Origin of the sequence: Duganella lactea, from assembly GCF_009857505.1 — a bacterium.
In the GTDB taxonomy this organism is placed as follows: Bacteria; Pseudomonadota; Gammaproteobacteria; order Burkholderiales; family Burkholderiaceae_D; genus Rugamonas; species Rugamonas lactea.
Genome location: NZ_WWCP01000019.1, coordinates 49,339 through 75,695, shown reverse-complemented (window position 1 = coordinate 75,695; position 26,357 = coordinate 49,339). Strand labels below are relative to the sequence as shown.

At 66.3% G+C, this 26,357-nt stretch carries 20 protein-coding genes; 17 read left to right on the top strand and 3 right to left on the bottom strand.

All coding sequences use genetic code 11. The features are described 5' to 3' along the window. The first annotated feature begins 70 nt into the window (after window positions 1-70). Window positions 71-1,006: a catechol 1,2-dioxygenase gene (catA, locus tag GTP44_RS16090; RefSeq protein ID WP_161020261.1), complete on the top strand. Its 936-nt coding sequence runs from the start codon at window positions 71-73 to the stop codon at window positions 1,004-1,006. Here catA and GTP44_RS16085 read toward each other — a convergent pair. After that, window positions 975-2,390, bottom strand: a complete 1,416-nt coding sequence (locus GTP44_RS16085; protein WP_161020237.1) for a sensor histidine kinase — start codon at window positions 2,388-2,390, stop codon at window positions 975-977. The two genes, catA and GTP44_RS16085, sit on opposite strands and share 32 nt — an antisense overlap. Further along, complete coding sequence (locus GTP44_RS16080; protein ID WP_161020236.1) at window positions 2,383-3,060, bottom strand: response regulator transcription factor; 678 nt, start codon at window positions 3,058-3,060, stop codon at window positions 2,383-2,385. The genes GTP44_RS16085 and GTP44_RS16080 overlap by 8 nt, the downstream gene beginning before the upstream one ends. Before the next feature lie 103 nt (window positions 3,061-3,163). Between GTP44_RS16080 and GTP44_RS16075 the strand changes: the two genes are divergently transcribed. The 16 genes from GTP44_RS16075 (at window position 3,164) to GTP44_RS16000 (ending at window position 25,856) form a co-directional block, all read left to right on the top strand. Next, complete coding sequence (locus GTP44_RS16075) at window positions 3,164-4,339, top strand: efflux RND transporter periplasmic adaptor subunit (RefSeq protein ID WP_161020235.1); 1,176 nt, start codon at window positions 3,164-3,166, stop codon at window positions 4,337-4,339. Then, window positions 4,336-7,446, top strand: a complete 3,111-nt coding sequence (locus GTP44_RS16070) for an efflux RND transporter permease subunit (protein ID WP_161020234.1) — start codon at window positions 4,336-4,338, stop codon at window positions 7,444-7,446. The genes GTP44_RS16075 and GTP44_RS16070 overlap by 4 nt, the downstream gene beginning before the upstream one ends. Then, entirely contained in the window at window positions 7,443-8,951 is a 1,509-nt protein-coding gene (locus GTP44_RS16065; protein ID WP_161020233.1) for an efflux transporter outer membrane subunit, read from the top strand. Before GTP44_RS16070 ends, GTP44_RS16065 begins: the two co-directional genes overlap by 4 nt. After that, complete coding sequence (locus GTP44_RS16060) at window positions 8,944-9,315, top strand: hypothetical protein (protein ID WP_161020232.1); 372 nt, start codon at window positions 8,944-8,946, stop codon at window positions 9,313-9,315. Before GTP44_RS16065 ends, GTP44_RS16060 begins: the two co-directional genes overlap by 8 nt. A 12-nt stretch (window positions 9,316-9,327) precedes the next feature. After that, on the top strand, window positions 9,328-10,041 hold the full coding sequence (locus GTP44_RS16055; protein WP_161020231.1) for a MipA/OmpV family protein: 714 nt from the start codon (window positions 9,328-9,330) through the stop codon (window positions 10,039-10,041). A gap of 18 nt (window positions 10,042-10,059) precedes the next feature. Then, on the top strand, window positions 10,060-10,884 hold the full coding sequence (locus tag GTP44_RS16050) for an alpha/beta hydrolase (RefSeq protein ID WP_161020230.1): 825 nt from the start codon (window positions 10,060-10,062) through the stop codon (window positions 10,882-10,884). Continuing rightward, window positions 10,881-11,129, top strand: coding sequence for an acyl carrier protein (locus tag GTP44_RS16045; protein WP_161020229.1), 249 nt, complete (start codon window positions 10,881-10,883; stop codon window positions 11,127-11,129). Before GTP44_RS16050 ends, GTP44_RS16045 begins: the two co-directional genes overlap by 4 nt. Continuing rightward, the gene (locus GTP44_RS16040; RefSeq protein ID WP_161020228.1) at window positions 11,126-12,370 is read left to right on the top strand and encodes a beta-ketoacyl-[acyl-carrier-protein] synthase family protein; all 1,245 of its coding nucleotides are present in this window, start codon (window positions 11,126-11,128) and stop codon (window positions 12,368-12,370) included. The genes GTP44_RS16045 and GTP44_RS16040 overlap by 4 nt, the downstream gene beginning before the upstream one ends. Before the next feature lie 261 nt (window positions 12,371-12,631). Further along, entirely contained in the window at window positions 12,632-13,912 is a 1,281-nt protein-coding gene (locus GTP44_RS16035; RefSeq protein WP_229256940.1) for a sugar MFS transporter, read from the top strand. Window positions 13,913-14,044: 132 nt separating this feature from the next. Then, window positions 14,045-16,183, top strand: a complete 2,139-nt coding sequence (locus GTP44_RS16030) for a TonB-dependent receptor (RefSeq protein ID WP_161020226.1) — start codon at window positions 14,045-14,047, stop codon at window positions 16,181-16,183. 27 nt (window positions 16,184-16,210) lie between these two features. Next, window positions 16,211-18,442, top strand: coding sequence for a beta-glucosidase (locus GTP44_RS16025; protein WP_161020225.1), 2,232 nt, complete (start codon window positions 16,211-16,213; stop codon window positions 18,440-18,442). A gap of 72 nt (window positions 18,443-18,514) precedes the next feature. Then, window positions 18,515-20,074, top strand: a complete 1,560-nt coding sequence (locus GTP44_RS16020; protein ID WP_161020224.1) for a carboxylesterase/lipase family protein — start codon at window positions 18,515-18,517, stop codon at window positions 20,072-20,074. A gap of 9 nt (window positions 20,075-20,083) precedes the next feature. Beyond that, on the top strand, window positions 20,084-21,568 hold the full coding sequence (locus tag GTP44_RS16015; protein ID WP_161020223.1) for a glycoside hydrolase family 30 protein: 1,485 nt from the start codon (window positions 20,084-20,086) through the stop codon (window positions 21,566-21,568). Continuing rightward, complete coding sequence (locus tag GTP44_RS16010) at window positions 21,569-23,398, top strand: glucokinase (RefSeq protein WP_161020222.1); 1,830 nt, start codon at window positions 21,569-21,571, stop codon at window positions 23,396-23,398. Between the two features lie 25 nt (window positions 23,399-23,423). Then, on the top strand, window positions 23,424-24,914 hold the full coding sequence (locus GTP44_RS16005; protein WP_202424108.1) for a nucleoside hydrolase-like domain-containing protein: 1,491 nt from the start codon (window positions 23,424-23,426) through the stop codon (window positions 24,912-24,914). Between the two features lie 87 nt (window positions 24,915-25,001). Beyond that, the gene (locus GTP44_RS16000) at window positions 25,002-25,856 is read left to right on the top strand and encodes an alpha/beta hydrolase family protein (protein ID WP_202424107.1); all 855 of its coding nucleotides are present in this window, start codon (window positions 25,002-25,004) and stop codon (window positions 25,854-25,856) included. A gap of 38 nt (window positions 25,857-25,894) precedes the next feature. On the opposite strand, the gene GTP44_RS15995 is transcribed toward GTP44_RS16000, so the two are convergent. Further along, entirely contained in the window at window positions 25,895-26,263 is a 369-nt protein-coding gene (locus GTP44_RS15995) for a hypothetical protein (RefSeq protein WP_160990604.1), read from the bottom strand. Window positions 26,264-26,357: the final 94 nt, after the last annotated feature.

The window sequence follows — 26,357 nt, the reverse complement described above, 5'->3', positions numbered from 1 at the left end:
GTCATACCGCATGAGTATGCGGGAGTCGAGGGAGTCAAGCACCACTCCACGTCCAAACAAAACAGGAGACATCAAAGTGAACGTGTTCAACACCAAGGAAGTTCAGGACCTGTTACAGGCCGCTTCCAATCTGGACGGCCAGGTTGGCAACGATCGCACCAAGCAAATCATCCATCGTTTGCTGAGCGACTTGTTCAAAGCCATCGACGAGCTGGATATCACGCCCGAAGAGATCTGGAAGGGCGTCAACTATGTCAACCAGCTCGGCAAGGACGGCGAAGCCGCGTTGCTGGCGGCCGGTCTCGCCCTGGAAAAATATCTGGACATCCGCATGGATGCGGCGGACCGTGAGGCGGATATTCACGGCGGCACGCCGCGCACCATCGAAGGGCCGCTGTACTACGCCGGCGCCCCGGTTCGCGTTGGTGTTTCCCGCATCGATCTGGACCCCGATGATGACGCCGGTCCTCTGGTCATTCGCGGCACGATTCGCGGCCCGGATGGCAAACCGGTCGCTGGCGCCCTTGTCGAATGCTGGCACGCCAACTCCAAGGGCTTCTATTCGCATTTCGATCCGACCGGCGCGCAAAGCGAATTCAACCTGCGCGGCGCGGTACGCACCGGTGCCGACGGTCACTATGAATTCCGCACCCTGATGCCGGTCGGTTATGGATGCCCACCGCATGGCGCCACGCAACAGTTGCTGACGGCGCTGGGTCGTCATGGCAACCGTCCGGCCCACGTCCATTTCTTCGTCACCAGCGACAAGACGCGCAAGCTGACCACGCAGATCAATATCGAGGGCGATCCGCTGATCTGGGACGACTTCGCTTACGCGACCCGCGAGGATCTGGTGCCGCCAGTCGTTGAAAAGCGCGGCGGCACCGCGCTGGGCATGAAAGCTGATGCGTACCAGGAAATCGTCTTCGACATCGCGCTGACGCCACTGGTGGGCGGCAAGGACAACCAACTGGTCAACCGCGCCCGCGCTGCGGCAGCGGCTTAACGCCAGCCGTAGGGAAGGTGACGCCAATCATGGTGCCCACGCCATCCGGCCCGGTCGCGATCGCCAGCCGGGCATCATGGCGGGCGGCGATTTCGCTGGCGATCGGCAGGCCGAGGCCGCACCCTTGCGTGGTGTCGCTGGTGCTGCCCCGGTAGAAGCGTTCCAGCACCAGCTCGCGCTCCTGTTCCGGAATGCCGGGGCCGTCATCGACCACGGTGACGCAGGGCGGGCGAGCGCTCAGGTGCAGCGTCACCATGCCGCCAGGCTGGGTGTAGTTGATGGCGTTGTCGATCAGGTTGCCCATCATCTCTTCCAGCAACTGCGCATCGCCGGTGATCAGCACGCCGTTTTCCGGGCCTTCGTAGCCGAGATCGATCCGCTTGCGCAGCGCGCTGTCGGTCCAGCGTTCGACCGCCTGCCGCGCGATGACGGCCAGATCGGACTGGCCCAGTTGCAGATGGTTGTCCTCCCGCTGTTCCGAGCGCATCAGCGTCAGCAGTTGATGGGTCACATGGCGTTGCCGCGTCACGGCCCGGTGCACATCTTCCAGCGCCCGATCGCGCTCGGCGGCGTCGCGTTCGCGCAACGCGCGTTCGGCTTGCACCTGCAAGCTCGCCAGCGGCGTGCGGAGCTGATGGGCGGCGTTGGAGATAAAGCGCTTCTGCGTGTCGCGCTCTTCGCTGAGCTTGACGATGAGCCGGTTGATGGCGTCGATCAGCGGCGCGATTTCCGTCGGCATGCGCTGCGTGTCGACCACCGGCATATTGCTGGTCTCATAGGTGCCGAGCCGTTCGGCGATGGCGTCGACCTTGCGCAGGTTGCGGGTCACCGCGCGCCAGATGAAAAGGCCGGCCAGTGCGAGCACGGCGATCTGCAACGGCGCCCACTGTCGGAGGATTTTTCCTGCCACGCCTTCGCGCTTGTGCATGGTTTCAGCGACCACGATCCGCACCGTATCACCGACGCCATCCGGGGCGCTGCGCTCGATCGCCACCACGCGCACCGGCTCGCCGGCGACGATGGCATCGTAAAACTTCGGTTTATTCAACGCCAACGGCGCCACCGGTGGCGGGACGGCGGCGTTTTGCAGCAGCAGCCCCTGGCGCCGCGAAGACGCCTGCCAGTAAATGCGGTCGATGCGGTCCCATTCAAACATCTGGATCGCGGTGGGCGGCAGACTGAGCGAGAGTTGGCCATCGCGTGACTTGACTTGCGCGCCCAGGCTCATCGCCGAATCGAGCAGCCATTGATCATGCACCAGGTGGCCGACATGGCGGGCGATGAGCATGCCGCCGGCCCCGCCGAACACCAGCACCAGCAACAGCGGGCCGCTCAGATGGAGCAGCAGCTGATGCCGCAGGCTGGCCGGCTGCGGCTTATGCATGCGATGCGTCTTCCAGCCGGTAGCCGAGGCCGCGCAGGGCGCGGATCAGCGTTTGCGAGCCGGCGTCGGCCAGCTTGCGTCGCAGCCGGCTGACAAACACCTCGATCATGGCCGGGTTCTTGTCGTCGGCGTGATCGTAGATCGCCTCGACGAATTGCGACTTGCTGACCACCCGGCCTGGCCGGCGCAGCAGCAGGTTCAGCACCGATGCTTCGGCCGCGGTCAGCCCCAGGTCCTTGCCGCGCACGCTGGCTTGTCTGGTCACCGGCTCGAACACGATGTCGCTGAACTGCACCCGCGCTTCGATTGGCGCGCCGCGCCGCAGCAGGGCGCGCAGGCGCGCTTCCAGTTCGGGCAGGTCGAATGGCTTGGCCAGGTAGTCGTCGGCGCCAGCGTCGAGACCGGAGACACGGTCGTCCAGGTCCAGGCGCGCCGTCAGGATCAGCACCGGGGCGACCAGGCCGGCCTTGCGCAGATGGCGCAATACTTCCAAGCCATCCATGTCCGGCAGGCCGAGATCCAGTATCACCAGGTCATAGGCCGTATGCTTGCAGGCGTCAATGGCGCCGAGGCCGTCATGAACGACGTCGGTCACATAATCGGACTGCGCCAGCGAGCTGCTCAGGCCATGGGCGAGTTCACGGTCATCCTCAACGAGCAAAAGCGGCATGGCGAAATCTGTCAGGGCAAGGTTCAGGCAAGGTTGCCTCCGTATCATCACGGTCAGCAAGATTGTAACTGACGGCCGGACGCCGCGGAAATCGGAAAGCAGCATGATGATGAAAAGAAGTTGGGGAATACCTTTGCTGTTGTTGCTGGCGTTGCTGGCGGCCGTGGCCGCCGGCGCCTATGTGGCCAGGCCTGGCACGGCGGCCGTGAATGCGCCGGCCAGCGCCGCCAAGGCGGCGCCGCCGCCCGATGAGCTACGCTATCAGCCGGGTGCGCCGCAACTGGGCATGCTGCGCGCGGAGACGCTGCCGCTGGTGGCGTTGCCGGCTGGCGATGCCTTGAACGCGCGGGTCGTCTACGACGAGGACGTCACCGCCCGCTTGAGCGTGAGCGTGACCGGCCGCGTCGTCGCCATCAAGGCGGCGCCCGGCGCCACTGTACGCAAAGGTCAGACGCTGGCGCAGATCGATTCCGCCGATGTCGGCGCCGCGCTGGCCGACCTGCAAAAGGCCCAGGCCGATGAGGAACGCAAGCGCCTGGTGGCCGAGCGCGCCCGCGATCTGGCGCCGGGCGAGGCCATCGCCGCCAAAGATCTGGAGTCGGCGCGTGCCGACTATCAACAAGCGCAGGCGGAAACCGTGCGCGCCGAGCGTCGTCTGCACCAGCTCAATCCGGACCACGCCAGGTTGCAGGACCAACGCCTGAATCTGGTCAGTCCGATCAATGGCGTGGTGGTCGAGCGCAATATCACCCCGGCGCTGGAAGTGGGCGCCGGCACGGCCGCGCCGCTGTTCGTGGTGACCGATCCCAAACGGCTGTGGTTGCAGATCGATGTGCCGGACACCATGCTGGCGGCGGTCGCCGTCGGCGCGCCGGTCGAAGTCGAGAGCGACGCCTTCCCCGGCGAGAAGTTCCACGCGGTCATCAGCCAGTTGGGCCAGAGCGTCGATCCGAACACCCGGCGGGTGACGGTGCGCGCGCAGGTGGACAATCCGGCCGGCAAGCTGCTGCCTGAAATGTATGTGCGTGCAGCGCTGCTGAAGCCGCAGGCGAGGGCGGTCAAGGTGCCGAATAGCGCGCTGGTCAATCGCGGCCTCTACACCTATGTCTTCGTGCAGACCGAGCCTGGGCGTTTCCTGCGCCGCAAGGTGCAGATGCTGACGCATGGCGCCGAAGCCAGCTATCTGGGCACCGGCGTTAGCGGCGGCGACAACATCGTCACCAGCGGCGCGCTGCTGCTCGATGCCGACATGAGCACCCGCGCCGGTGGCGCGCCATGATCGACCGCCTGATCGTTTTCGCGCTGCGCCAGCGCGTGTTCGTCATGGTGCTGGCCTGCGCGCTGATCGGTTACGGCGTGTATGCCTTGTCCAAGCTGCCGATCGAGGCGTTTCCCGATGTGCAGGATGTGCAGGTCCAGGTGATTTCCCAGCTGTCCGGTCAGCCGCCGGAAGACATGGAACGCACCGTCACCATGCCGATCGAGCGCGAGGTGGCCGGCATTCCGCACCTGATCAACGTCCGCTCGGTGACCATGACCGGCCTGTCGATCGTCACGCTGACGTTCGACGAGGATACCGATAATTATTTCGCGCGCCAGCAGGTCAACGAGAAACTGGCCACCGTCAACCTGCCCACCGGCGTACAGCCGCAACTGGCGCCGCTGTCGACCGCCGTCGGCGAGGTGTATCGCTATGCCATCGATGCGCCCGGCATGGCGGAGGCGGACATCCGCACCTTGCAGGACTGGACCATCCGCCCGGCCCTGCGCATGACGCCCGGTGTGGCCGATGTGGTCAGCTTCGGTGGCGCGATCCGCGAATACCAGGTCGAAGCCGATCCTTTCTTGCTGCGTAAATATCAGGTCACGCTGGATCAGCTGAGCCAGGCGATCGGCAACGGCAGCGGCAATGCCGGTGGCGGCCTGGTCAAGCTGGGCGATGCCTCGCTGGTGGTGCGCTCGGCCGGCCTGTATGCCGATCCGCAGCAGATCAGTCAGGTCGTGCTGGCCGCGCGCCAGGGCCGCACCATCACCGTCGGCGACGTCGCCAGCGTGCGCGCCGGCGAGCGACCGCGCTACGGCATCGTCGCCGCCGACCAGCGCGACAGCGTGGTCGAGGGCATTGTGTCGATGGTCAAGGGCGGCAACCCGTCGCAGATCAATGCCGACCTGAAGCAGCGCATCGCCCGCTTGCAGGCGCGTCTGCCGGCCGGCGTCAAGATCATCCCGATCTATGACCGGACCGAGCTGGTCCGTCATACCGTCAGCACCGTGGTGGAAAACCTGGTGACCGGCGCGTTGCTGGTGTGCGTGATCCTGCTGGTGTTCCTGGCCAGCTGGCGCGCGGCGCTGATCGTCGCCACCGTCATCCCGCTAGCCTTGCTGTTCGCGTTTATCCTGATGCACGCCCGTGGCGTGTCGGCCAATCTGATTTCGCTCGGCGCGGTCGACTTCGGCATCATTATCGACAGCGCGGTGGTCATCGTCGAAGCGCTGATGGTGCGCATGGCCGTGCTGTCGGTACAGGACAGCACGATCTCGGCGCGCATGCATGTGCTGCACCGGACCATGAGCGACATGGCCCATCCGGTGCTGTTCTCCAAAGCCATCATTATTCTGGCGTTTGTGCCGATCTTCACGTTCCAGCGGGTCGAGGGCAAGATCTTTACCCCGGTGGCGTTGACGTTGTCCTTCGCGCTGGCGGGGGCGGTGCTGCTGACCTTTACCTTGCTGCCGACTTTGCTGTCATGGACCACGCAGCACCAGCCGCTGCGTGAAAAACATCAGCGCTGGCTGGGCTGGCTGCAGGAGCGCTACGCTGGTCTGCTGGCGCGGACCATGCGCCGCGCGCGGCCGGTGCTGGTGCTGTCCATGTTGCCGGTGCTGCTGGCGTTCGCGCTGGCGCCGCGCCTGGGCAGTGAGTTCATGCCCAAGCTGGACGAAGGCAATATCTGGTTGACCATCACACTGCCAACCTCGGCGGCGCTGGAAACCACCAAGGCGGTCGAGCGGCGCATGCGCGCCAAGTTGCTGACCTATCCCGAAGTGGCCCACATCGTCACTCAGGCCGGCCGCCCGGACGACGGTTCCGACGCCAAAGGCCCGAACAATTTGGAGACGCTGATCGACCTCAAGCCGCGCGCGCAATGGCGCTTCGCCGACAAGGAGGCGCTGGTGGCGAGCATGTCGGCCAGCCTGGCGGCGATTCCCGGCATCAGCGTCAACTTCTCGCAGGTGATCCAGGATAACGTCGAGGAGTCGCTGTCGGGCTTCCGCGGTGAAATCGTCGCCAAAATCAGCGGCAACGACCTCGACATCCTGGAGAACAAGGCGCAGCAACTGATCCACGTGATCCAGACCATACCCGGCGCGATCGATGTCGACGCCACCCATATCGGCGGCCAGAGCGAAATCGTGGTGACGCCGGACCGCGCCCGGCTGGCGCGCTACGGCATCAGCATCGCCGATGTCAATAACCTCATCAACCAGGCGCTGTCGGGCGCCGCCGTCAGCAGCTATTATCAGCAGGACCGGCGCTTCGACGTGGTGCTGCGGATCGACCAACAATCCCGTAGCAGCATGGACGCCATCGGCGCGCTGCAACTGAGCGTGCCCGGCACGCAGGTCGGCAACGGTGTCGGCACGGTGGCGCTGCGCGACGTGGCGCACATCGAGCTGCGCCAGGGCGTGGCGCGGATTCAGCGCGAGGCCGGCGCGCGCAGCGTCATCGTCAAGATGAATCTGGCCGGGCGCGATCAGGGCAGCTTTATCGATGAAGCGCGGCGCGCGGTGCAGGACAAGGTACAACTGCCGCCGGGTTACGAGGTCAGCTGGGGAGGGCAGTTCGAGAATTCCCAGCGCGCCGCCAAGCGGCTGGCGTTCATCATTCCGCTCACGGTGCTGATGATGTTTGCGCTGCTGTTCTGGGCCTTCCGCTCGGTGCGGCTGGCGGCGCTGGTGCTGGGCATGGTGCCGTTCACCATGGTCGGCGGACTTGCCGGGCTGGCACTGGCCGGTCTGCACCTGTCGGTATCGGCGGCGGTCGGCTTTATCGCGGTGGCCGGGATTTCGATCCAGAACGGCGTCATCATGGTGGAGGAAGTCATCCATCGCGTGCGCTCCGGCGCCGCCGTCGCGGAAGCGGTGGCGCAGGGCGCGGTGCTGCGTATGCGGCCGATTCTGATGACGGCCCTGATGGCCGGCATGGGCCTGTTGCCGGCGGCGCTGTCGCATGGCATCGGCAGCGAAACGCAGCGTCCGTTCGCCTGCGTGATTGTGGGCGGCATCGTCAGCGGCACCTTGTTCACCTTGCTGGTGCTGCCGCTGGCGCTGCGCCTGTTGGGTAATTTCTCTGAAGCGGGCGACAGCGCCCCCATCGCATCATGAAGCCACGTCTGTCACTTGCCGTCCTCGCACTGCTGGCCGGTTGCGCCGTCGGGCCCGACTATAGCCGCCCCACGCTCGACCTGCCGACAACCCTGGCCGCCAACGCCGCCGAGCAGCATTATGTGCAACAGGACATCCGGCGCAACTGGTGGGCCTTGTTCGGCTCGATTGAACTCGACGCGCTGATCGAGCATGCGATGCGCGCCAACCACGGCATCGCGTCGGCCGAAGCGGCCTTGCGGGCGGCGCAGGAAAACGTGCTGGCCCAGCAAGGCTATTTCTTCCCCAGCGCGCAACTAGGTTACACGCCGACGCGGACCAAGCTGGCGGGCAACCTGGGCGGCAATTCGCCGGGCGTGCAGGGCAACGGCAGTGTGATTAGCACCACGCAGAACACGCCAGCCAGCCAGGGCGGCACCGCGCCGTTCAACGCGCCGGTGATCTACAACTTCCACACGGCGCAACTGAGCGTCGCTTACACGCCGGACGTGTTCGGCGGCGCGCGGCGCGAGGTCGAGTCGGCCGAGGCACAACAGCAAACGCAGCGCTTTCAGCTGGAAGCGGCCTACATCACGCTGGCGTCGAATATCGTGGCGGCGGCGCTGCAGGACGCGCTGCTGCGGCGCCAGATCGCCATCGTCACCGGCATGATCGACAACAACCAGGCCACGCTGGCGCTGACACAACGCCAGATGAAGGCCGGTTACGCGTCCGCGCTGGAGCTGGCCAATCAGCGCAGCGCGCTGGCGCAATCGCGGCAGTTGCTGCCGCCGCTGCGCAAGCAACTGGAGCAGAACCGTGACCTGCTGCGCGTGCTTGCCGGCATCCCCGCCGATGGTGGCGTGCCGGCCTTTGCGCTGGATGCTTTCAAAACGCCGCAGGACTTGCCGCAAGCGCTGCCGTCGCAACTGGTCGAGCAGCGGCCCGATGTGCGCGCGGCCGAGGCGCAGTTGCAAGCGGCCAGCGCCCAGGTGGGCGTGGCCCGCGCCGCGCGCTTGCCGCAGTTGAGCATCACCGCCAACGCCGGCGGCGCGGCCAGCCAGTTCGGCCAGATGTTCTGGAGCAGCGGCAAGTTCTTCGACCTGACCGCCAGCATGACGCAAACCTTGTTCGATGGCGGCATGCTCAAGCATCGCGAACGCGCCGCCGAGCAGGCGCTGCAAGGCGCCGTCGCCGACTACCGGATGACCGTGGCGACCGCGTTCCAGAATGTGGCCGACGTGCTGTACGCCATCGATAGCGACGCCGCCGCGTTGCAGGCGGCGGCCGACGCCAGCGAAGCGGCCAAGGCCGCGCTGGATCTGAGCCAGCGCCAGCACGCGCGCGGCTATCTGGACCGACTGGCGCTGATCGCCGCCGAGCAGAACGTGCACCAGGCCGGGATCGCGCTGGCGCAGGCACGCGCCAGCCAGTTGGGCGATGCGGCGGCACTGTATCAGGCGCTGGGTGGTGGCTGGTGGAACCGGGAAACAACCGCACAATCGAAGGGAGTTCAACATGACTAGTTTTCAATCCTGGCTGACGCGCTTGACGCCGGCCGTCGCCAGCGTGGCCTTGCTGGCCGCATGCTCCACGATGGAGACCGTGCCGGCCGCCGACTGGCAGCAGGGTGCCCGTCGTGCATGGGTGATGAGCGATTACGCGCCGGACGCGACGACGACGGCATTGCCGCCATGCCTGGCCAGTCTGCCGGCGGCTGACTATGCCCACCGCCATTTCGTGCGCGTGCTCTATCGTCACGCCAAAATCATGCATGAGGAAGTGGCGGAACTGCCGCCCGGCTTGCAGGCGACGAGCGGCGACCGTGTCGAGCTGTGGCCGGCTGATTGCCAGGCCGGCCAGCTGTCACGCATCGCCAAGGTGTTTTAACCCGGTCGAAATATGCGTGGTCAATCCATAGTGGCCGTGTGCGGCCTGTTGCTGGCCCAGGGCCTGCACGCCGAACAGACCGATACCGCGAATTGGCAACTGACGGGCGATGTCGGCCTCGGCGTCAACGCCGCGCCGACGCCGGCGCGCGCGCAGTCGCGGCAAACCACGGCCGTGCCATATCTGAACTTTGACGATGGCCCCGTCTTCGCGCGCATCGATACGTTCGGCGTGAAATTGTTGCCGGTCGCTGCCGGGCATGTCGAACTGCTGACCAGAGTCCTGTCTGACGGTTACACGGCGTCAGGCCTGGATGGCCGACGCCACGATTCATTGCCAATCGGCTTGGGCACGCTGCAGGTGACGTCAGCCGGCGCCTTCATGCTCAATGGCTACCACGACGCGGGCAAATCCGGCGGCAATCTGGCCGACCTGATGTACGCGGCGGAAATCGCTGCGGGACCGCTGGCGCTGTATCCGCAAGCCGGACTGGAATACCGTTCGTCGGCGTATGTGCGTTACTTCGACGGTACGCCATCCTACCGGCCGGGCGCGGCCAGCAGCCCATTCGCTGCGCTGTTTGCCGAAATCCATCTGGGCGGTCATTGCTACCTGAATGGTAATCTGCGGCGCACCTGGCTTGGCGCGTCCATCGCGGCCAGCCCGCTGGTCAGACGTTCGCGGCTGGATACCGGTCTGCTGGCGTTGAGTTATCGGTTTAATTGATCCACGGGTAGGGAAGAGATGAAAACCATTACGCTGCCCGGCGGCGAGCATGCCGTTCTGGCGCTGCACGGATTGCTGGGCAATCCACTGGAGATGCACTACATCGGCAAGCGGCTGCAAAAAGCCGGCTATACGGTGGTGATTCCGCTGATCCCCGGTTATGGCTATGCCACGGGCGCCGGCCAGTCCTATCGCACCACGCATTACCAGGCCTGGTATCAGGACGTGGTGCGGCATTTCGAACAGCTCAAGAGCACGCATAAAACCGTGTCCGTGACGGGGCTGTGCATCGGCGCCGTGCTGGCGTTGCGGCTGGCGATGGAGCGCGGCGAACAGATTGCCGCCTTGTCCCTGCTGTCGACCACGCTGGCTTACGACGGCTGGAGCCTGCCGTGGTATCGCTTCCTGCTGCCGTTGGCGTACTACACGCCGGCGCGCTATCTGTATGCGTATCACGAGCGCCATCCCTACGGCCTGAAAAATGAGAATTTGCAGCGCTGGATCGCGCGCGAAATGCAGGTCACCGGCTCGTCCGCCGCCGGCGCGTCGCGGCTGTCGGCCGAAGGCATTTTCCAGGCGCACCGGCTCATCAAGGAAGTCCGGCGCGGCCTCGGCAAGGTGACGACGCCGGCGCTGGTCATCCACGCCGAGGAGGATGACGTGTCCAGCGTGCATAGCGCCGAGTATGTCGAGCGCCACATTGGATCGGCCATCAAACACAAGCTGATCCTGCACGACAGCTATCACATCATCACGCTCGACAACGAGAAGGAAACGGTCGCCGACGAGTCGATCGCCTTCTTTGATCAACAACTACAGCACAACCATACGATCGCCTTATGACTACTTCGCTCCCTACTGTAATTGAACTCCTGGCAAAAAGTCTGGACGTCCCGGCGGCAACCATCCATGGGCAAACTGAACTTGAAGCCTTGGGCGCCGATTCGCTGACGGTGATTGAACTGATCTTCGACCTGGAGGACGCCTTCAAGATCAAGATCGGCGACGAGCGCCCCGAACTGGTGGTGGTGCAGGATATCGCCAATCATATTGATCGCTATCTGGCTGACCGCCAAGAGGCGCCATGAGTTGCCGGCGCGTTGTCATTACCGGTCTGGGGGCGATATCGGCATTGGGTGTGGGCGCGCAGACGAACTTTCAGCGCGCGCTGGACGGCCACAGCGGCATCGGCATGCTCGCATTGCCCGGCGCATATCAGCGCGCCGGACTGCCGGCGGCCCAGATCCATTATCCGTTGCCGCCAACCATCAAGCCGTCCGAGCAGGCGCTGTTCGACCGTAACGCCCTGTTGGGTTGGATCGCCGCCAGCGAAGCGCTGGCGCAGTCCGGTCTGCAACTGGACGACGCGCGGCAAGCTTATGACAGCGGCGTCTTCTGGGGCACCGGCATGGGCGGCGCCTCGACGGTGGAAGCCGGCTATGTCGACCTGTTTGTCGATGGCAAGAACCGGGTGCGGCCGCTGTCCGTGGTGGCCGCGATGAACAACGCGGCGGCGGCGCAGATTGCGTTGCGCGCCCAGTTCAAGGGCACGGTGAATAATTACAGCAGTGCTTGCGTCTCGTCGGCGCAGGCGATCGGTGAGGCGTTTCGGCACATACAGCACGGTTACGCCGAGCGCGTGCTGGCCGGTGGCGCCGAGGCCTTGCTGACCTACGGCGTGGTCAGCGCGTGGGACGCATTGCGGGTGCTGGCGCCAGCCGATCCGGCGCAGGCCGAGCAGTCTTGCCGGCCGTTCGCCGCCAACCGGTCGGGGCTGGTGTTGGGGGAGGCTGCCGCCGCCGTGATGCTGGAGTCACTGGAATCGGCGCAGCGGCGCGGTGCCGTCATCCTGGCCGAACTGGTGGGCTACGGCGCCAGCAACGACGCCACGCATATCACCAAGCCCGATCCGGACGGCCAGTCCCGCGCCATGGCGATGGCCTTGCGCCAGGCTGGACTGGCCGGCGCCGGGATCGACTACCTCAACGCGCATGGCGCCGGCACGCTGGCCGGCGACCAGGCCGAAACCGACTCCATCCGCCAGACCTTCGGCGCGGCGGCCGAGCGGCTGATGGTGAGCTCGACCAAATCGATGCATGGCCATACCTTGGGCGCCGCCGGCGCGCTGGAGTTGCTCCTGACCACGCAGACCCTGGCGACCGGCTCGGTGCCGCCGACCGCCTTCCTGGTACAGCCAGATCCCGCATGCGACCTGGATTATGTGCCGTTGCATGCACGCCATGGCCAGCGCATTGAAGCAGCGATGTCCAATTCGTTTGCCTTTGGCGGTAGCAACGTTTCCTTGATCGTCAGGCAATTCATCGCGTAGCCGGAGGGTCGGCCGGCAATGCCCGTTCGGGTACGATGTCTCGCCGGCGGTCGCGCTTCGCGTTGTCCGTTCCGACGATGTGGACGAAAAACCACTTATGTAGTTTTACAACTTAATGTGTTGAAATGACTTGGTAGTAAAGCTAGCATGGGTTATCAGAAAACACACTGATCGGCACAAGACGGAGGCCCGACCTCTGCCGCCGCGAGGCGCGCACAGCGCGCCCGACGACAAGACAACGGAGACGACATGGAACACCCAATGCAGCCTGTCCTTGCGACCGGGGCGATGCGAAGTAACGCCGGTCACACCGGACCGCTGGTCATCATCACCATCCTGTTCTTCATGTTGGGCCTGCTGACCTCACTGAATGATGTACTGATTCCACATCTGAAAGCCGTGTATGACCTGAGCTACGTGCAGGCGATGTGCGTGCAGTTCTGCTTCTTCGGCGCGTACTTTATCGTGTCCTTGCCGGCCGGCGCGCTGATCAAGCGCATCGGCTATCAGCGTGGCGCGGTGACCGGGCTGGTGATCGCCGCCGCCGGCTGCGCGCTGTTCTATCCCGCCGCCTCGGGTGGTTACGGCATGTTCCTGCTGGCGTTCTTCATCCTGGCGGTGGGCATCACGATGTTGCAGGTGGCGGCCAATCCCTACGTCACGGCGCTGGGCGATCCGGTCACGGCCTCCAGCCGGCTGACGCTGACGCAAGCCTTCAACGCGCTCGGCACCACCATCGCGCCGGCGCTGGGTGGGGCGCTGATCCTGGCGGCCGGCGTGCGTGGCGCCGCGGAACTGGCCAGCTTGCCGGTGGCCGAGCAACTGGCCTATCGTGCCGAGCAGGCGGCGGCGGTGCAAGGTCCTTATCTGGTGCTGGCGCTGGCCTTGCTGGCGTTGGCGGTGTTGTTCGCGTTCGCCAAACTGCCGGTGATCAGCTACGCTCAGACGTCGGCAGCGGCGGCCCAGGGTTCGCTGCTGCGGCACCGTCATTTGGTGCTGGGCGCGATCGGCATTTTCATGTATGTCGGTGCCGAGGTCAGCATTGGCAGTTTCCTGATCAACTTCCTCGGCGAGCGGCACATCGCCGCGCTGTCGCCGGCCGCCGCCGCGCACTACGTCAGTTACTACTGGGGTGGTGCCATGCTGGGCCGCTTTATCGGCTTCGGCGCGATGCGCGCCGTCAGCCCCGGCAAGGCGCTGGCCTTTACGGCGGCCGGCTCGGTGCTGCTGATCGTCACCGCGGTCACCAGCCAGGGCGCGCTGGCGATGTGGGCCATCATCGCCGTCGGGCTGTGCAACGCCATCATGTTCCCGACCATTTTCAGCATCGCCTTGAATCAACTGGGCCCGCAGACCGGACAGGGCTCCGGCCTGCTGTGCATGGCGATTGTGGGCGGCGCGTTGGTGCCGTTCGCCCAGGGATACCTGGCGGACCGGATCGGCTTGCAGATCTCGTTCCTGGTGCCGGCCCTCTGTTATCTCTACGTGCTGTACTTCGGCCTCAAATACGCCGGCATGTATCAACAGCAGCCACCCGCGTAGCACCTCCATTTTCCTGGGCTTGACTATTCCCGCCGCTGCAGCGGCAGGGACCGGCACGTCACGCCCGTCGTACCCGTTGCACCGCCGGCATACACATAACAAAGATAAATTTTCCGATCGAGGAGCACTAGCATGACCCATCACACTGGATTCAAACCTACCGCCACCGCCGCCGCTGTCGCCGCGTTGCTGGCTTCCATCTCCGGCGCGGCGCTGGCGCAAACCACGCCGCCGGAGGACAACCGGCTGCAGGAGGTCATCGTCACCGCCCAGCGGATCGCGCAACCGGCGTCGAAGACACCGTTGTCATTGAGCGTTGTCTCGGGCGACGACCTGAAACAGGCGGGCGCCGTCAACGCCTCCAGCCTGACCGAACTGGTGCCGAATGTGCAGGTATCGAACAACGGCGGCGCCACCACTATCTCGATTCGCGGCGTCAGCAGCGCCGACAACACCGAGAAGGGCGACCCGTCGGCGTCGTTCAACGTCGATGGCGTCAACCTGGCGCGTCCGCAGTCGGCCGGCCTGGCGTTCTACGACCTGGAGCGGGTGGAGGTGTTGCGCGGGCCGCAAGGCACGCTGTATGGCCGCAACGCTACCGCCGGCGCGATCAACCTGATCACCAACAAGCCATCGAACAGGTTCGAGAGCAGCGCCGCGGTGGAGGTGGGCAACTACCACGGCGTCAAGTTCGACGGCATGCTCAACGTCAAGGTCAGCGACATGCTGTCCTTACGCACCGCCGTCTCGACCAGCAAGCACGACGGCTACCTGCGTTCGACCCAGGGCTTCTCCCACAACTACGACGACGACGATTCGCAATCGGCGCGCGTGCATGCGCTGTTCAAGTTCAATCCCGACGTCAGCCTGCTGCTGAGCGGGGACACCAGCCGCCTCAAGGGGGCCGGCGCCGGCTCCGTGCCGTATGCCACCTTCGTCAACCAGTCGGGCGATGCGCAGCGCACCGCGACCCCGAGCATCCAGGGCAAGTTGGACGACAGCGCTCACGGCACCAGCGGCGAACTGAAGGTCAACACCCGCGCCGGCGAAATCACGTATCAGCTGGCGCGCCGCACGCTGAACCGCGACGAGTACACGCCGTTCGGCCAGTCAACCCCGGGCGTGGTCGATCCTTACACCCGCGTGTTGGCGGACTACAGCCAGCTGTCGCACGAACTGAGGCTGGCGTCGATGTTCGGCAAATGGAAAACCATCGGCGGCCTGTACTGGTTCAAGGAGCAGTCGGCGTTGGACGTGCGCATCCGTAACTTCCCGGCCTTGGGCGTGCTGGCCTTTATCCAGAACCCGACCATCTCTGCCTCCAAGGCCGCGTTCGGCGAGGCCACTTACAGCCTGACGCCCGAGCTGCACCTGATCGCCGGCGTGCGCCGCACCAAGGACGACAAGTCGCGCCAGGGCTTTTCGCAATACGGCGATCCGGTGTTCTTCAGCAGCGTGAACGACGCCGACGTGCATTACGTTCAGACCACCGGCCGCCTCGGCGCCGACTATGCGCTGTCGAAGGCGGTCATGGTGTACGGCACCTTCGCCACCGGCTACAAGGCGGGCGGCTTCAATGACGGCACGGCGGCCACCAACCGCTTCCTGCGCTACGACCCGGAGCACCTGAAATCGCTGGAGGTCGGTCTCAAGGGCCGCTTCCTGGACAATCGCCTGCAGGTCAGCACCGCCGCGTTCACCTACGACTATAAAGACCTGCAACTGACCGGTGTGGCGGTTGATCCGGCCACCGGCGCGCTGCAAACGCAAACGCTGAACGCCGGCCAGGCCAGCGTGCGCGGTCTCGAAGTCGAGGGCAAGTACGCGGTCGGCAGCGCCGGCAAGATCAATTTCTCGCTGACCACGCTGGACGCGCACTTCAAAACTTACTCGCCGTTGCAAGGCGTCAACTGGGCCGGCAAGCGGCTGGAGAAATCGCCGCGCGCCACCTTCGGCCTGGGCTATAGCCATACGTGGAACTTCGAGGAGGGCGCCTCGCTGACCGCCTACCTGGGCACGCGCTTCAGCTCGTCCTACGTGCTGAACGACTATGGCAACGCCAAGCAATTCACGCAGGGCAGCTTCCACAAGAGCGATTTCAACCTGAACTACGCGCCGAGCGATTTCCGCTGGAGCCTGCAAGCCTATGTCCGCAACATCGAAGACAAGACCGTGATGACGGGCTATGGCGCGCCGTCCGGCAACCGTCCCGACACCGCCAACCTGGCGCCGCCGCGCACCATGGGCGTGCGGGTCGGCGTCAATTTCTAAATCCCACCACCAGCCGAGAGGAATTTTATGAAACAGCCATACCCCGTAACGCCTAAACCCCGCCAGACCTGGTGCGCCCTGGCGGCGCTGACCTGCTGCCTGCTGAGCGGGGCCGCCGTGGCCGTCGACAGCGCGCGTCCGTGGATGAATACCGCCTTGTCGCCGGACGCCCGCGCACGCCTGCTGGAACAGGCGCTGACGCTCGACGAGCGCATCGCCCTGGTGCACAGCCCGATGGCGCTGGACCTGGGCGAGATGGCGAAAAAGCAGGCCGGCGCGCTCGGCTCGGCCGGTTATGTCGCGCCGATCGAGCGGGTCGGCATCCCGGCGCTGAACCAGACCGACGCCAGTCTGGGCGTCACCAATCCGGCCGGCACCCGTCCGGGCGACAGCGCCACCGCGCTGGCGTCCGGCCTGTCGCTGGCGGCGACCTGGAATCCGCGACTGGCGCGCGCCAGCGGCGCCGCCATCGGCCAGGAATCGCATGCCAAGGGCTTCAACGTGCTGCTCGCCGGCGGCGCCAACCTGACGCGCGATCCGCGCGGCGGCCGCAACTTCGAGTACCTGGGCGAAGATCCGTGGCTGGCCGGCGTGATGGCCGGCGCCTCGATCGCCGGCATCCAGAGCGCCAACGTGGTGTCGACCACCAAGCACTTCGCGCTCAATCCCTACGAGACCGGGCGCGACTACCACAACGCGCAGATCGACCCGGCCGCGCTGCGCGAAAGCGATCTGCTGGCGTTCCAGCTGGCGATCGAGCGCGGCCAGCCCGGCTCGATCATGTGCGCCTACAACAAGATCAACACCGTGTACGCCTGCGAAAACGGCCCGCTGCTGGGCGACGCCCTGAAGCGCGACTGGGGCTACAAGGGCTGGGTCATGTCGGACTGGGGCGCGGTGCACTCGACCGTGGCGGCGGCCCAGGTGCTGGACCACGAATCCGGCGAGCAGCTCGACAAGCAGGTGTTCTTCGGCGAGCCGCTGAAGCAGGCCGTGGCCGCCGGCAAGGTGGCGCCGGGCCGCCTGTCGGACATGGTGCAGCGCATCCTGCGCTCGATGTTCGCGGTGGGCCTGTTTGACCGTCCGCCGGTCGCCGCCAAGATCGACTACGAGGCGCACGCCAAGCTGGCGCAGGATGCCGCCGCCGAGGGCATCGTGCTGCTGCGCAATGAGCGCAACACCCTGCCGTTGTCGCGTGAGGTCAAGCGCATCGCCGTGATCGGCGGCAACGCCGCGCTGGGCGTGCTGTCTGGCGGTGGTTCGTCGCAGGTAACGCCGACCGGTCAGCCGCCGGTCATCGTGCCGATGGGCGGCAACGCGCCGTTCGACGCCTTCTTCCGCCGCGCCGTCTGGTTCCCGTCGGCGCCGCTGGCGGCGATCCGCGCGCGCGCGCCGAAGGCCGAGGTGATCTTCGACGATGGCCGTTATCCGGCGGCGGCGGCCGAGCTGGCGCGCAGCGCCGACGTGGCCATCGTGTTCGGCACGCAGTGGAACGGCGAGGCCGAGGACTTGCCGGACCTGAGCCTGCCGCAAGGTCAGGACGCGCTGGTGGCCGCCGTGGCCGCCGCCAATCCGCGCACCGTGGTGGTGCTGGAAACCGGCAACCCGGTCGACATGCCGTGGCTGGACGCCAGCGCCGCCGTGCTGGAGGCGTGGTATCCGGGCCAGCGCGGCGGTGACGCCATCGCCGATGTGCTGTTCGGCGACGTCAATCCGTCCGGCCGCCTGCCGATGACGTTCCCGAAATCGTTGACGCAACTGCCGCGCCCGGTGCTGCCGGGCCGTGGGCTGGCCAAGGGCGTCGGCTTCGACATCGATTTCAACGAAGGCGCCGACGTTGGTTATCGCTGGTTCCACAAGAGCGGCGCGGCGCCGCTGTTCGCTTTCGGTCATGGCCTGAGCTACACCAGCTTCGCCGTGTCGGACCTGAAGGTCGAGGGCGGCAAGACGCTCAAGGTCAGCTTCGCGGTGCGTAACACCGGCACCCGCGCCGGCGCCGACGTGCCGCAGGTGTACCTGAGTTCGGCCGCCGGCCAGCCGCTGCGCCGCCTGATCGGCTGGGACAAGGTGCAACTGGCGCCGGGCGAGAGCAAACGCGTGACGGTGGAAGCCGATCCGCGCCTGCTGGGCCGCTTCGACGCCAAGAGCCACAGCTGGAAGGTCGCCGCCGGCGATTACCGCGTCGTGGTCGGCGCCTCGGCGATCGACAACGGTGTGCAGGGCGGCGCGCAACTGTCGGCGCAAACCCTCAAGCCGTAAGGCGCTTTGCACGGCGGCTGGCCGCGCGCCTGCGGCCAGCCGCTGTCTTTCCATGTTAAAAGGACTATCGAGATGAAATTATCTTCGTTGCTGTTGTTATCGCTGGCCGGCGCCACCGCCTGGGCCGGCGCCACCGCCTGGGCCGGCGCCGCGCCGGTCACCGTCGATGGCGGCCAGCTGGAGGGGGTGACGCATGGCGGTGTGGTGGCCTATCGCGGCATTCCCTACGCCGCCGCGCCGGTGGGGCCGCTGCGTTGGCGCGCGCCGCAGCCGGTGGTGCCATGGCAGGGCGTGCGCGTGGCCGATAGCTACGGCAACGACTGCGCGCAACTGCCGTTCCCGCAAGATTCGGCGCCGCTGCGCACCACGCCGAGCGAGGATTGTCTGTACCTCAATGTCTGGCGTCCGGCCGCCAGCGCGGCGCCGCGACCGGTGATGGTGTGGATCCACGGCGGCGGCTTCGTCACCGGCGGCAGTTCGCCGGCCGTGTATGACGGCGCGGCGCTGGCCAGCGAGGGCGTGGTGCTGGTCAGCCTGAATTACCGGCTGGGCCGGCTCGGCTTCTTTGCCCATCCGGCGCTGACGGCGGAAAATCCGGATCAGCCGCAAGGCAATTACGCGGTCATGGATCAACTGGCGGCGCTGCAATGGGTGCAGCGCAATATTGCCCGCTTCGGCGGCGATCCCGGCAATGTCACCATCTTCGGCGAATCGGCCGGTGGCAGCGCGGTCGGTTTCCTGCTGGCGACGCCGATGGCGCGTGGACTGTTTCACAAGGCTATCATCGAATCGGGCGCCTTGCGCTATTCGCTGACGCCATTCGGCAGCGCCACCGAGGGTGCGCAGAAGCAGGGCGTGGACTTTGCGGCCGCCGCCGGCGTGGCCGGTGCCGACACTGATGTCGCGGCGCTGCGCGCGCTGCCGACCGAAGCGCTGACGCGCAACGTGTCCTTCATGAGCCGCGACAGCACCTTCAGCGGCCCGATACGCGATGGTCGGCTGATCCCGGAAACGCCGCTGGCCGCCTTCGCCGCTGGCCGCCAGGCCAAGGTGCCGCTGATTATCGGCAGCAACAGCTTCGAGTGGGGCTTCATGACCATGCCGGGCTTCCCTGCCACCGCCAAACCGGTGGAGCAGGTACTGGCGGAATTCGGCCCGCTGGCCGGACAGGCGCGCAAGGCTTACGCCAGCGCCATCGAGCGCAAGGGGCTGGAGCTGGATGCGCGCCTGTTCAGCGACCGCACGTTCGTGGAGCCGTCGCGTGCCGGTGCGCGTGACCAGGCGGCGGCGGGTGTGCCGGCCTACCTGTATCGCTTCTCGTATATCGCCGAATCCGAGCGCGCCGGCGCGCCGGGGGCCTTGCACGCCACCGAATTGCCGTTCGTGTTTGGCACGGTGCGCGCGCGCTATGGCGACCGCGCCACGCTCACGGACGAGCGCATCAGCGCCGAGTTGCGCGCGCGCTGGATCGCCTTCGCCCGCAACGGCGCGCCCCAGGCGTCGGGCTTGCCGGCGTGGCCGCGCTACAGCGGCCAGCGCGACCAGCTGCTCGATATCGATACCAAGACCCAGGTGCTGAGCGGTGTCGACCGCGCCCGCCTGGATGTCGTGGAAGCACAGGCCACACGCTAAGGAGGCGACATGGCGAAGACGGACACGCAGACAATTTCGCGCCGCACGCTGCTCAAAGCGGTGGCGGCCGGCGGTGTGATGAGTACGCTCGGCGCGGGGACTGCCGCCGTGGCAGCCACGGCCACGGGCGCGGTGGAGTGGGTCAGCAGCACGCGCGGCGCGCCGTGGCGCCGTCCCGCGCGGGCGGCGACGGTGGGGACGTTTGAAAACTTCCTCAAGATGGATGTGATGCTGCTGGAAGATACGCGCTTCCAGACGATCGAAGGCTTCGGCGCCTGCTTCAACGAAGTCGGCTGGTACGCCTTGCAGCGCCTGCCGTCCGCCGCGCGCGACGCGGTGATGCGCGAACTGTTCGCCCCCGGCGCGGGTCTCAACCTGAACCTGTGCCGCCTGCCGATCGGCGCCAATGACTTCGCCCGCAGCTGGTATTCGTACAACGAGACCGCCGGCGATTTCGCGATGGACCATTTCGACCTTTCGCGCGATGACCAGATGCAGGTGCCATTCATCCGTGCGGCGCAGCGGCAGCGGCCCGACCTCAAGCTCTGGGCCTCGCCGTGGAGCCCGCCGACGTGGATGAAACAGAACGGCCACTACGCGATGGTGCCATCGTTCCCATGGGCGCCGCCGAACGGCCTCAAGCCGGAGCAGGTGGGCGCCTCCGGCAAGGACATGTTCATCCAGGAGGCGCGCTATTTTGAGGCTTACGCGCTGTACTTCCGCAAGTTCGTCGAGGGCTACGCGCAGCGCGGCATCAAGATTTCGGCGGTGATGCCGCAGAACGAATTCAACTCGGCCCAGCCTTTTCCGAGTTGCTGCTGGACGCCGGAAGGACTGGCGCGCTTCATTCCCTACCTGGGGCGGCAGATGGACGATGTCGGCGTCGAGCTGTTCTTCGGCACGCTGGAACGCGGCGATCCGGCCATGTTCGAGGCGGTGCTGGCGCAACCGGAGGCGGCGCGTTACATCAAGGGCATCGGCGTACAGTGGGCGGGACGGCGCGCGATTCCGTTCATCCACCAGGCCCATCCCGACCTGCGCGTGTACCAGAGCGAGCAGGAATGCGGCGATGGCAAGAACGACTGGCGTTTCGCCCGCTACACCTGGACCTTGATGAAGGACTTCCTGCGCGCCGGCGCCAGCGCCTATCTGTACTGGAACATCGCCACGCCGAATGGCGGCGTGAGTACCTGGGGCTGGGCGCAGAACGCGCTGCTGTGCGTGGACATGGCGACTGGCCGGCACACGGTCAATCCCGACTTCCACGTCTTCAAGCACCTGAGCCACTACGTGCGGCCGGGCGCGCAGCGCATCGATACGCTGAGCATTTCGGGCTTTGAGAACCTGCTGGCGTTCCGCAATCCGGACGGCCGCATCGTGGTGATCGTGCACAACGATATGAACGAACCGCAGCCGTTGCGGATCGCCATCGGCACCGGCAAACTGGTCAGTGCCACGCTGCCGGCCGATTCGTTCAACACGCTGGTGATTTAGGTGTACGCCGACGGTCCGCGTCTGCTGGCCGACATCGGCGGCACCCATGCCCGCTTCGTGCTGGAGACCCATGACGGCCAGTACGCGGCGGTGTGCAACCTGCTGTGCGGCGACTTCGATTCGCTGTTGCTGGCGGTGCGCCACTATCTGGCCAGCGCGGCGGCGGTCGAGGCCGGCGCCGCGCGGATGCGCCATGCCGCCATCGCCATCGCTTATCCGGTTGATGGCGATGGCGTCAAGATGATGAACGGCCACTGGCAGTTTTCGGTCGAGGCGATGCGTTGCGCGCTGGGGCTCGACACGCTGCTGGTGATCAACGACTTCACCGCGCTGGCGATGGCTTTGCCGCATCTGCGGCCGGACCAGCGCCTGCAGCTGGGCGGCGGCACGGCGCGGCCGGACAGTGTGATCGGCTTGATCGGCTCCGGCACCGGGCTCGGCGTGTCCGGCCTGGTGCCGTCCGACGATGGCTGGACCGCGCTGGCCAGCGAGGGCGGCCACGCCAGCTTCGCGCCATGCGACCAGCGTGAGATGGACGTGCTGGCGTTTGCCTGGCGCGAGTTGCCACATGTGTCGGCCGAGCGGCTGCTGTCGGGACGCGGCCTGGAGCTGATTTACCGGGCGCTCAGCGAACGGGCAGGGCGGCCGCGGCCGGAGCCGCTCAGCGCGGCCGAGGTGACGACGCGGGCGCTGGCTGACAGTTGCGCACTTTGCGTCGAGGCGGTCGAGTGCTTTTGCGCGATTTTCGGCTCGGTCACCGGCAACCTCGCCATGACGCTGGGGACGCTGGGCGGCATCTACATCGGCGGCGGCATCGTGCCGCGTTTGGGGTCGCTGTTCGCGCAGTCGCGGTTCCGCCAGCGCTTCGAGGCCAAGGGCCGGCTGTCGGCCTATCTGGAACGCGTGCCGACCTATGTGATTACGGCGGAGTACCCGACCTTCCTCGGCCTGTCCGCCGTGCTGGCGCAGCGGCTCAAGCCGCGCGAGGACGGCGCCGCCATGCTAGGCACGATCCGCAGCGCGCGCCAGCGCATGAGCCGCTCCGAATGCAAAGTGGCGGACTGGGTGCTGAAGGAGCCGCGCGCGGTGCTGGGCTTGCCGATCGCCGCCATCGCGCTGGAAGCCGGCGTCAGCCAGCCAACGGTGATGCGCTTTTGCCACACCATCGGCACGCAGGGGCTGGCCGATTTCAAGCTCAAGCTGGCCTCCGGCCTGTCGGCGGGCGGCGCGATTTCGCTCGCCCATTGCCATGTCGAGAGCGCCGACAGCGACGCCGAACTGGCGCGCAAGGTGCTGGGCAATAATGCCTCGGCGGCGTTGACGCTGCGCGATATGTTCGACGCCGGCACGCTCGGCGACGGCATCGGTCTGCTGTGCAACGCGCGGCGGGTGGAACTGCTGTGCGCCGGCAGCGCCGGCGTGGTGGCGCAGGACATGCAGGAAAAGCTGCTCAATCTGGGCATCGTCAGCAACTTCTTCGCCGAGCCCAAGGCGCAGCAGATCAGCGGCGGCCTGCTGACGCCGGCCGATGTGGCGCTGGTCATTTCCCGCTCGGGCGAGCCGGCTGAATTGCTGCGGTCGGTGAAGGTGGCGCGGCAACGCGGCGCCAAGGTGCTGGCCCTGACCGCCAGCGGATCGCCGCTGGCGCGCCTGGCCGACGTGTTGTTGCCGCTTAACCACCCCGAGGGTAGACTGGATTTTGTGCCGATGATCGTGCGGCTGCTGCAACTGATGCTGCTGGATATCCTGGCGGTCGGGGTGGCGCGGCGCAGGCCGTTGGCGGCACTGGCGCCAGCGGTGGCGCGCAAGCTGGGCAGCCATCTGGAATAACGCCGAATACGGAACAGGAGCCGATGTGAAAACGCTGGTCAAAACGTTTGCCGCACTGATGCTGTTTGGCCTGTCCGCGACCCAGGCGACGGCCCAGCCCGATCCCGATCCCGCTGCCGAACGCCAACGCGTGCTGGTCCTGACCGATATCGGCAATGAGCCGGACGACCAGATGTCGCTGGTGCGCCTGCTGGTGTACGCGAACGCGCTCGAGATCGAGGGACTGGTGGCCACCACGTCCACGTGGCAGAAAGAGCGCACCCATGCCGACACCATCGCCGCCTTGGTGCAGGCCTACGGCGAGGTGCGTCCCAATCTGCTGTTGCATGCCACGGGATGGCCGGAGGCGGCCAGCCTGAACGCGCTGATCGCCACCGGTCCGCAAGGCTACGGCATGGCGGCGGTGCGCCCGCGACAGCCGTCCGGCGGCGCGCTGCGGCTGATCGCGGCGGCCGACCGCGCCGACCGGCGGCCCTTGTGGATCAGTGTATGGGGCGGCGCCAATACATTGGCCGAAGCGCTGAGTCATGTGCGGGCAACCCGGCCGGCTGCCGCGCTGGCGGCGTTCGTGGCCAGGTTGCGCGTGTATGCCATTTCCGATCAGGACGATGCCGGGCCGTGGATACGGCGCGAGTTTCCGTCGTTGCACTACATCGTCCAGCCGTCGACGGCGGACGGCGGCGAATACGGCCGCGCCACATGGACCGGCATCAGCGGCGACCAGTACTATCGCAACGGCGACGGCGCCGACTTCCGCACCGTCAGCAATGAGTGGCTGGACGTGAATATCCGCGCCAAGGGGGCGCTCGGGCGGCATTATCCGCGCTACCTGTTCATCATGGAGGGCGATACGCCAGCGTTCCTCAACCTGCTGCCGAATGGACTGGAAAGCTACCGCCATACGTCCTGGGGCGGCTGGGGCGGGCGCTATGTTGAGCGCCAGCCGTATGGCGAAACGCGACCAGTCTGGACCCAAGGCGGCGATGCCTTCCCCCGGGTGACGTCGGCCGATACCGTCACCGGCGCCGACGGTCGTCAGTACACCTCGGATCAGGCCACCATCTGGCGCTGGCGCGAAGCGTTCCAGCACGATTTCGCGGCGCGCATGGACTGGACCTATCGCTCCTTTGCGCAGGCCAATCATCCGCCGTTGGTGCGTCTGCAGGGGCAGGATGGGCGCGGCGTGGTGGAACTGGCCTTGACCGTCGGCGGCAGCGTCACGCTGGATGCGCGCGGCAGTTCGGACCCGGACGGCGATCATCTCAGTTATCGCTGGTTTGTCTATGCCGAGGCGGGCGGGCCGCCCGGCGAGGTCGGCAAAGCCGATGTGCGGCTTGAGGCCGAGGGCGATCGCGCCACGCTGCGGGCGGTCGCTGTCTGCCGTCCGAACTGGCTCGATGGCGTGCCGTGCCCGGCCAGCGGGGTGGCGCACGTCATCCTGGCGGTGTCCGATGACGGTCACCCCAGGCTGACCAGCTACCGGCGTGTGGTGGTGCGGGTGACGCCGGCGCCATAACTGATCCGTAACAATTGACGCTCCGCGCCGGTGATAAAATCGTGCTTGCGATCATCGGCGGCGATGAGCATGGAACGGAGAGAGCGCGTGTTGACAACATTCCGGGCGTTAGCGTGCGTGGTGTTCGCGCTGGTGTCTCAAACCGCCTGGTCGCAGAGCGTCACTGCCGCCGACACCCGGCTGATGATCTCGCTGAGCGGCAAGCAATATGACCTCGCCGCCAGGGTGTATCGGCCCGATGGCCCCGGCCACGGTCCATTTCCGCTGATTGTCGTCAATCACGGTACGCCGACGGACAGGCGCAAACTGCCGCAAGCGCGCCTGAGTTTCGCGCGCGCGGCCAAGTGGTTTGCCGGCCATGGTTACATGGTCGTGGTGGCGTTGCGACCGGGGTTTGGCAGCTCAAGCGGCGCTTATCTGGAGGCGTCCGGCCGTTGCGGCAATGAGGATTTCGTCGCGGCCGGACGGCGCACCGCGGCCATCGAGTCGGCCATCGTCACCGCCGCCAGCCACTTGCCCGGCGCCGATCCCGAACGGATCGTCGTCATCGGTCAATCCGCCGGTGGTTTCGGGGCGATCACGCTCGGCGGGACACCGCCTTCAGGCGTTCGCGGCATCATCAGTTTCGCTGGCGGTCGTGGCAGCAATGGCAAGGAACGTATCTGCGCCGGCGAGGACAAGCTGATCGCGGCCGAGCGCGAGTTGGGCGCGGCGAACTCGCTGCCGCAGTTGTGGCTGTACGCCGATAACGATCACTATTTCCGGAAAGATCTCGCGCGGCGCATGTTTGGCGCGTTTGCGGACGCGTCCCGCGCACCCGTCACGTTCGTCCCACTGCCGGCGTTTGGCGACAATGGCCATGCCACGTTTGCCAAAGCTGATCCGCAGGTTTGGGCGGAACCCGTCGCCGCATTTTTGACGCAGGTCCTGAAGGACAAATAACAACGCTGGCTCGACCGGAGTCAGCGTTGTCGGCGGCGCTATCCGGCCGCTTGCGAGTTGCCGCCAAAGAGCGCCATCACCAGCGGATCGCGCGGCGCCGTCGGGGGCTTGGCCGGCAGGTCGTGGTCGTCCGACTGCCGCGACTCAGGGCGCTTGAGGCGATAGATGGCGCTGGCCACCCGGCCACGCACCGGTCCGCCTCGGGTGAAGGTGATCAACTCGGCGTCCAGTAATTCCAGCGTGTAGTTGCGGGCGCTCGACGCCGAGCAACCAAGCAGCAGCGCGATCGCTTCCAGATCCATTTCGTTGCGCGCCAGGCCGTCCAGCAGGGCGCGCAATTTGCCGACGCGCCGTTGACTGGCCGATTTGGGTAATTCAAACATCTCCATCGTATTGATCGTGTCCATGTGATCCTCGTCTTAGCAGCAGGCGGTTATCGATATGTTTTACACGCGCATCGGCCGCCGGTCCGTGCGCGTGGGGGGTACTCGGTTCCCGCGG